Consider the following 7,744-nt stretch of genomic DNA (forward strand, 5'->3'; position numbering starts at 1 on the left):
GGCTTGCTCGCGAAAGCGTCAGGTCATTCAACATCATGGGTGAATGACACACCGCATTCGCGAGCAAGCCCGCTCCCACATTTAGATTTTCAGCGTTTACGGGTTATGCGCCAGATGCTCCGGCTGCAACACCCGCTTGGCACTCAGGTACGCCTTCTGCCAGTACGCCTTCGACAGACTGTCCAGCTTCACCGTGCCGCCGGTGGCCGGCGCGTGCACGAAGCGCCCTTCCCCGACGTAGATCCCCGCATGACTGACCTGCGAGCCGCCATTGGTGGCGAAGAAGATCAGGTCGCCGGTCTGCAAACCCTCTTTGCCGACATTCGGCGCCTGCATCACGATCATCTCGCGCGTCGAACGCGGCAAAGAGATACCGGCAGCATCGCGGTAGACGAAACCGATCAGGCCACTGCAATCGAACCCGGAATCCGGTGTGTTGCCGCCCCAGCGATAAGGTGTGCCAACCAGGCCCAGCGCGCGAAACAGCACGTCTTCAGCAGCCGGCGAAAAAGCCTGGGAAGGCCCGAACACCACCGGGGCGCGTACCACGGGAGCAGGCGGCGGAGTGCGGCTGGCGCAGGCGCTGAGCAGCGCTGCGAAGAAAATCACTGTGAGGCGGGCCGACATCGTCATAAGCAGAACATCCTGATCTGGCTGCGGCTTTCTCTGCCGAATGGACAGAAACAAAACCGCCTGCGGAGCACGCAGGCGGTTTGCCATCAATATAGATACAGGATTCTAGCGGCTACGCGGCAAACTTCAAGTAAGACTTTAACTTCACCTTGTAAAGTCTAGGTCTACTCCCTTGCCGGGCACCGTTTTTGTCGCCACGGACGTGGCGACAACGGGGGAATTACTTGCGAGCGGTGACCACGGTCGGAGCCATCGCGAGGGCGCGCTTGGCTTCGATGAAGGTCTTGCTCCAGTAGCTGTCACCCAGGCTGTCGATGCGAACACCGCCGCTGCGACGACTGCTGGAGTGGATGAACTGATTGTCACCCAGGTAGATCCCGGCGTGGCTTACACGACCGCGACGACCATTGGTGGCGAAGAACAGCAGATCGCCCGGCTCAAGGTTGCCGCGCGAGACCAGAGGCGCATCGACGTTGATCATTTCACGGGTGGAGCGCGGCAGATTCATGCCGGCTTCTTCGCGGAACAGATAACCGATGAAACCGCTGCAGTCGAAGCCGGCTTCAGAGGTACCGCCGAAACGGTAACGGGTACCGATCAGGGACATGCCGCGTTCAAGGATACTGTCGGCCAGAACCGGGAGCTCGTACGGCTTCTTGTTGAAGTCCGAGAGTTCTTTTTCGGTGTCCAGCTCTTCCTGGTAAATAACGGAAGACTGGGCAGTGGCAGAATTTTTAACCTGCTGAGGCTGCTCTTGAACTGGAGAATGAGCAGCGCAACCGAACAACAGGGTGACGAGTGCGAGAGGCACGAGGGGTGCGAAGCGATTTAGCATGGGCACGACCGTGGCTGAAGTTGTAAAGAAGCCGAGACTATGCCCGCTATCGGCCTCATTTGCAAATTCAATCGATCTTTTTGTGACTTCCCGGTTTCTCGTTTACATCTAAGCGCTTAAGCCCATTTGACTCGATACGCGGTCTGCATACGTTGCGGAAACGCGAATTTTCTGGCGCCTGAAATATGTCGAAACGTGCTGAAAGCCTCGTATTTCAAGGGCTGGCTACCAACCGAGGGTCTCTTTCAGGAACGGAATCGTCAACTTGCGTTGCGCCTGCAACGAGGCCTGATCCAGCTGTTCGAGCAGGTCGAACAATGCACTCATGCTGCGGGTGCCGCGAGTCAGAATAAAGTGTCCGACTTCATCGGTCAGGTGCAGACCGCGACGCGACGCGCGCAATTGCAGGGCACGCAATTTGTCTTCATCGGAGAGCGGACGCATCTGGAAGATCAGCGCCAGGGTCAGGCGCGATTTGAGGTCAGCCAGCTTCACCGGCAGCTCGCGCGGCGAGGTTGAAGCGGCAATCAGCAAACGTCGACCGCTGTCACGCAGGCGGTTGAACAGATGAAACATCGCCTCTTCCCAGTCCGGCTTGCCGGCAATCACCTGCAAGTCATCCAGGCAGACCAGTTCGTACTGCTCAAGGTTGTCGAGGATTTCGATACCACGATCCATCAGCTCGGCCAGCGGCAGATACACCGCCGGTTCACCCATCTGCTCGAAACGCAGACATGCCGCCTGCAAAAGATGCGTACGCCCTACCCCATGCTTGCCCCACAGGTAGATGAGGCTTTCGGTCCAGCCGGCGTCGGCTTCGCATAGGCGCTCGACATAGCCGAGTGCAGCGGCATTGGCGCCTGGGTAGTAGTTGATGAAGGTGGCGTCGTCACGCAGACGCACACCTAGGGGCAGCTGAATCGGTTTCATGCTGACTGAACAGTTCTCAAGGAACCGTTAGTGGCCTCTGTGTAAAGTTTGCGAAGTTTATACCCGTGAAGCTGAGCGCACAATGCGACAGACCCCAAGCAAAATCAAAGGTTTGCGTTAACACGCTGGTTTTATGACAGTTTCTCTGACGCGGTATCGAAACACCCCGCCGCAAAACACGGGCCAACCCGGCACAATGCCGGGCCGCCCGTGATCGGATTACAACTCGGGCTCATCTGCCCCGCTGTAAATATCCGAGTCCTTGTACAAATCGTGCACGTGACGCACCAGCACCATGATCACCGCCGCCACCGGCAATGCCAGCAGCACACCGGTAAAGCCGAACAGCTCGCCGCCGGCCAGGATCGCGAAGATCACCGCCACCGGATGCAGACCGATCCGGTCACCCACCAGCAAAGGCGTCAGCACCATGCCTTCCAGCGCCTGCCCGACCATGAACACCGCAACGATGCCGATCATCGGGTACAAGTCGCCACCAAACTGGAACAGCCCGGCAATCAGCGCCGCGCCAATCCCGATCACAAAGCCCATGTACGGCACGATGGCCGCCAGGCCTGCGATCAGGCCGATCAACAGCCCCAGTTCCAGACCAACAATCATCAGGCCCGCTGCGTAGATCACGCCCAGCGCCAGCATGACCAGCAACTGTCCGCGCACGAAAGCGCCGAGCACTTCGTGGCACTCACCGGCGAGCGAGACGATGGTCTCTTCACGATCACGCGGCAACAGGCTGCGGATCTTGGCCATCATCACGTCCCAGTCGCGCAGCAGATAAAAACTCACCACTGGGATCAGCACCAGATTCGCCAGCCAGCCGATCAGCGCCAGACTCGAGGCCGTCGCCTGACTCAGCACCACACCGACGATGTCAGTGGTCTGCCCCATGTGTTCGCTGATCGCCGCCTTGACCTTGTCGAACTTCCAGAAGCCGTCAGACAGGCCCAGCTTCGATTGCGCCCACGGCAGCGCCGTGTGCTGCAGCCAGTCAAGCATTTGCGGCGCCAACTCATACAAACGCACCAACTGCTTGGCAAGCATCGGCACCAGCACCAACAGCAACGTGGTGACGATCAGAGTGAACAAGGCGAACACCGCGATCACACCCCAGGTTCGCGACAAACCGAGTTTCTCCAACCGATCCACCAGCGGATCGAACAGATACGCCAGCAGCAACGCCACCAGAAACGGCGTGAGGATCGGATGCAGCAACCAGACAAATGCGCAAAGCAGGACTACCCCACCGAGCCAGAACCAACGCCGCGTATCGGCCATTTACCACTCCCACTGCTTCTATATAAGGAAAGACTTACCAGCGAAACCGCAACGAAGGTGCTACCGGTGCAGGCGCTGGAGCCGCAACAGGCGCTGCACCTGCCAACGCTGGCTGCGGCGCTGCCACTGGCGTCGGCGCTTCGGCCGGCAACTCCTGCAACTTCGCCAGCGACAATTGCGAGCGCAACTGATCGGCACTGCCGTTGACCCGATACACGATGCGATCACCATCGACACTTTGCAGACGCACACCAAACGGTTCGAGTAACCGCAGCAGTGTGGCGTAATGCTCAAGATTCATGCCCTGCACTTCCAGGGTCTGTTGGCCCGAAGCACCAGGCTTGGCGACAAAGCGCGGCGCCAGACGCTCGGCCACCGCCAGCATCACGGCATCGGCCACGGCAGCCTGATCGGCGCCCTGCACACTGCCGGCCTCTTTCTGATCACCCAGCCACAGATGCCACTTGGCCTGCCACTGCCCGCCCTCTTCGTGCGCATGCACCGCCAGCAACGCATCCGCACCGTAACGCTCCGAGGCCCCGCGCAAAGGCGCGGGATCGGTCCCATCCAGCACTGGCGCGGTAGCTACCAGTTGCTCACTCAGATCCGCCAGCGGCAGACGCAGCGGCAAGCCGCGATGCTGAGCCGCAGAACGCAATGGTGCAGCCGCTGCCTGACCGTCGCCGACCAGGCTCGAACCTTCAGTCGAATCGTTCAGCCACCAGCTCAGAATTGACGGCCGACTCGCCCCCCACAATGACAGCCCGGCGCGACGCAGCGCCTGCTCGGTGGTGGCCGGATCGAAATCGACCTTGAGCACCTCCGGCGGCCCGGCATCGAAACCGAACTGACTGATGATCTGCTGCGGATCCTTGCGAATCGCTGCCAGCCCCGGATTCTGCGGAGCCTTGGGGTCACCGGTCAGGCGCAACACCAGCGTATCCAGTGCCGCCTGAGTGGCGCGATCACGCTCTTCCGGCGCCTGGCTGCTGACCGGCTGGCGCACTTGATAGAGACCCTTGAGGTTTTCGGCATGACTCGCCAGGCTGACCAACGACAAACAACCCACAACCAACAATTTACAAAAACGCATGGAAAATTCCCGTCGACAGGAGCGGCTGGAACAGGCCGCGTGAACCGGTTAAGCAAGGCTGTGACAATCTGCCATCGCAAAACATTCACACGCTAGCGGTAAGTTTTTGCACAGTGATAACGATAGACGGTTAATCGGCACACCTTATACAGGCAGCCGCCCGGCACAATTGCAAAAAATTTCAGTCGATTATGCCCCTGCCCGTCGGCGCGAGGATGGCCGCTGCCCCTCAAGCCTGATAAAATCGCGCGCCTTCGCAGACCGGCAACAGCCGGGTACCCCGAAATTCGCGTAAGGCCATCGCCCTCTCGATTTCGATGTTCCCGCTGAACTCGGTCGTTACCCCTGAATCCCCTCCCCTAAAGGCCTGGATCATGAGCAAGCAACCCTCCCTGAGCTACAAGGACGCCGGTGTAGACATCGACGCCGGTGAAGCATTGGTCGAACGCATCAAGAGCGTCGCCAAGCGCACTGCGCGCCCGGAAGTCATGGGCGGCCTGGGCGGTTTCGGCGCCCTCTGCGAGATCCCGGCCGGTTACAAACAGCCGGTGCTGGTTTCCGGTACTGATGGCGTCGGCACCAAGCTGCGCCTGGCGCTGAACCTGAACAAGCACGACAGCATCGGCCAGGACCTGGTCGCCATGTGCGTCAACGATCTGGTGGTGTGCGGCGCAGAACCGCTGTTCTTCCTCGACTACTACGCCACCGGCAAGCTGAACGTCGACGTAGCTGCCACCGTGGTCACCGGTATCGGTGCAGGCTGCGAACTGGCTGGCTGCTCGCTGGTCGGCGGCGAAACCGCTGAAATGCCTGGCATGTACGAAGGCGAAGACTACGACCTGGCCGGTTTCTGCGTCGGCGTCGTGGAAAAAGCCGAAATCATCGACGGCTCGAAAGTCGCCACCGGTGATGCACTGATCGCCCTGCCATCCTCCGGCCCGCACTCCAACGGCTACTCGCTGATCCGCAAGATCATCGAAGTGTCGGGTGCCGACATTGAAACCGTTCAGCTCGACGGCAAGCCACTGACCGAACTGCTGATGGCCCCGACCCGCATCTACGTGAAGCCGCTGCTCAAGCTGATCAAAGACACCGGTGCGGTCAAAGCCATGGCCCACATCACCGGTGGCGGCCTGCTGGACAACATTCCGCGCGTTCTGCCAAAAGGCGCTCAGGCCGTGGTTGACGTGGCCAGCTGGACTCGCCCGGCGGTCTTCGACTGGCTGCAAGAGAAAGGCAACGTCGACGAGACCGAAATGCACCGCGTACTGAACTGCGGCGTCGGCATGGTGATCTGCGTGGCTCAGGAGCACGTTGAAGTGGCCCTGAACACCCTGCGTGACGCCGGCGAACAGCCTTGGGTCATCGGCCAGATCGCTGCCGCTGCCGAAGGCGCTGCCCAGGTTGATCTGCAGAACCTTAAGGCTCATTAATGTCCGCAACCTGTGATGTCGTGGTGCTGTTGTCCGGCACCGGCAGTAACTTGCAGGCTCTGATCGACAGCACGCGGACCGGCGACAGCCCGGTCCGCATCGCTGCGGTGATTTCCAACCGCGCCGACGCCTATGGCCTGCAACGCGCCAGTGACGCGGGTATCGCCACCCGCTCGCTGGATCACAAGGCTTTCGAAGGTCGCGAGGCCTTCGATGCTGCCCTGATCGAACTGATCGACGAATTCAAACCAAAACTCGTGGTACTGGCCGGCTTCATGCGTATTCTCAGCGCTGATTTCGTGCGCCACTATCAGGGTCGTCTGCTCAATATCCACCCGTCGCTGCTGCCCAAATACAAAGGGTTACACACTCATCAGCGCGCGCTCGAGGCCGGCGATGCGGAGCACGGCTGCTCCGTGCACTTCGTCACCGAGGAACTCGATGGTGGACCACTGGTCGTACAGGCAGTAATACCGGTAGAGTTGCACGACACGCCGCAGACACTTGCGCAGCGAGTGCATGTCCAGGAACACCTGATCTATCCGATGGCTGTACGCTGGTTTGCCGAAGGCCGACTGGCACTCGGTGAGCAAGGTGCTTTACTGGATGGCCAGTTACTCGCGGCCAGCGGCCACTTGATTCGACACTAGGAGATTTTATGCGTCGCGCCCTGCTCTTCGCTTGCGCTCTGCTCGCCCTGCCTTTCGCGCAGGCGGCAGACCTTCAACCGTTCTCCGCCAGCTACACCGCCGACTGGAAACAGTTGCCCATGAGCGGCACCGCCGAACGCAGCCTGACCAAGGAAGCCAACGGCGTCTGGAAACTCAGCTTCAAAGCGTCGATGATGATCGCCAGCCTGACCGAAGAAAGCACGCTGACCCTGGACAAGGACACCCTGCTGCCACAGTCCTACCACTTCGAACGTGGTGGTCTGGGCAAAGCAAAAAAGGCTGATCTGGACTTCGACTGGAACAGCAAGATGGTCACCGGCACTGACCGGGGCGACGCGGTGAAGATCCCGCTGAACCGTGGCATGGTCGACAAGTCGACCTATCAACTGGCGCTGCAGCACGACGTCGCCTCCGGCAAAAAGACCATGAGCTATCAGGTGGTCGACGACGGTGAAGTCGACACCTATGACTTCCGTGTATTGGGTGCCGAGAAAGTCGACACCAAGGCCGGCAAGATCGATGCAATCAAGGTCGAGCGCGTGCGTGACCCGACACAAAGCAAGCGCATCACTGTGCTGTGGTTCGCCAAGGACTGGGATTACCTGCTGGTCCGCCTGCAACAGGTTGAAACCGACGGCAAGGAGTACAACATCATGCTCCAGGACGGCACGGTCAACGGCAAAACCGTTAAAGGCAGCTGATCTGCCGCTACAACGAAAAGCCCCGCAGATGCGGGGCTTTTTTGTGCCTGCGATTCCCAGGCGACACACAAATACTGTGGGAGCGGGCTTGCTCGCGAAGGCGGCCTGCCAGCTAACGAAGATGTATCTGATACAACACCTTCGCGAGCAAGCCC

The 7,744-nt window shown here is 59.9% G+C and carries 8 protein-coding genes; 3 read left to right on the forward strand and 5 right to left on the reverse strand.

Translation table 11 applies throughout. The features are described 5' to 3' along the window. Positions 1-96: 96 nt before the first annotated feature. From QMX91_RS26800 to QMX91_RS26820, 5 genes are all read right to left on the reverse strand, one after another. On the reverse strand, positions 97-633 hold the full coding sequence (locus tag QMX91_RS26800; RefSeq protein ID WP_027614054.1) for a C40 family peptidase: 537 nt from the start codon (positions 631-633) through the stop codon (positions 97-99). A gap of 220 nt (positions 634-853) precedes the next feature. Continuing rightward, positions 854-1,468 (reverse strand): NlpC/P60 family protein, encoded by a 615-nt coding sequence (locus tag QMX91_RS26805; protein ID WP_007962885.1) that lies wholly within the window; start codon positions 1,466-1,468, stop codon positions 854-856. A gap of 225 nt (positions 1,469-1,693) precedes the next feature. Continuing rightward, the gene (hda, locus tag QMX91_RS26810; RefSeq protein ID WP_025111852.1) at positions 1,694-2,398 is read right to left on the reverse strand and encodes a DnaA regulatory inactivator Hda; all 705 of its coding nucleotides are present in this window, start codon (positions 2,396-2,398) and stop codon (positions 1,694-1,696) included. 219 nt (positions 2,399-2,617) lie between these two features. Continuing rightward, positions 2,618-3,691 carry an AI-2E family transporter gene (locus tag QMX91_RS26815; RefSeq protein WP_027614053.1) on the reverse strand — a complete coding sequence of 358 codons (1,074 nt, stop codon included), beginning with the start codon at positions 3,689-3,691 and terminating at the stop codon, positions 2,618-2,620. Positions 3,692-3,725: 34 nt separating this feature from the next. Then, the gene (locus QMX91_RS26820; RefSeq protein WP_282413632.1) at positions 3,726-4,784 is read right to left on the reverse strand and encodes a DUF2066 domain-containing protein; all 1,059 of its coding nucleotides are present in this window, start codon (positions 4,782-4,784) and stop codon (positions 3,726-3,728) included. Positions 4,785-5,158: 374 nt separating this feature from the next. Between QMX91_RS26820 and purM the strand changes: the two genes are divergently transcribed. The 3 genes from purM to QMX91_RS26835 are packed head-to-tail and all read left to right on the forward strand — an operon-like array spanning position 5,159 to position 7,589. After that, the gene (purM, locus tag QMX91_RS26825; protein WP_027614051.1) at positions 5,159-6,217 is read left to right on the forward strand and encodes a phosphoribosylformylglycinamidine cyclo-ligase; all 1,059 of its coding nucleotides are present in this window, start codon (positions 5,159-5,161) and stop codon (positions 6,215-6,217) included. Next, positions 6,217-6,867 carry a phosphoribosylglycinamide formyltransferase gene (gene purN, locus QMX91_RS26830; RefSeq protein WP_047600250.1) on the forward strand — a complete coding sequence of 217 codons (651 nt, stop codon included), beginning with the start codon at positions 6,217-6,219 and terminating at the stop codon, positions 6,865-6,867. Before purM ends, purN begins: the two co-directional genes overlap by 1 nt. 8 nt (positions 6,868-6,875) lie before the next feature. Beyond that, positions 6,876-7,589 carry a DUF3108 domain-containing protein gene (locus QMX91_RS26835; RefSeq protein WP_027614049.1) on the forward strand — a complete coding sequence of 238 codons (714 nt, stop codon included), beginning with the start codon at positions 6,876-6,878 and terminating at the stop codon, positions 7,587-7,589. Positions 7,590-7,744: the final 155 nt, after the last annotated feature.

Origin of the sequence: Pseudomonas sp. PS01299, assembly GCF_029960145.1 — a bacterium.
Taxonomy (GTDB): domain Bacteria; phylum Pseudomonadota; class Gammaproteobacteria; order Pseudomonadales; family Pseudomonadaceae; genus Aquipseudomonas; species Aquipseudomonas putida_A.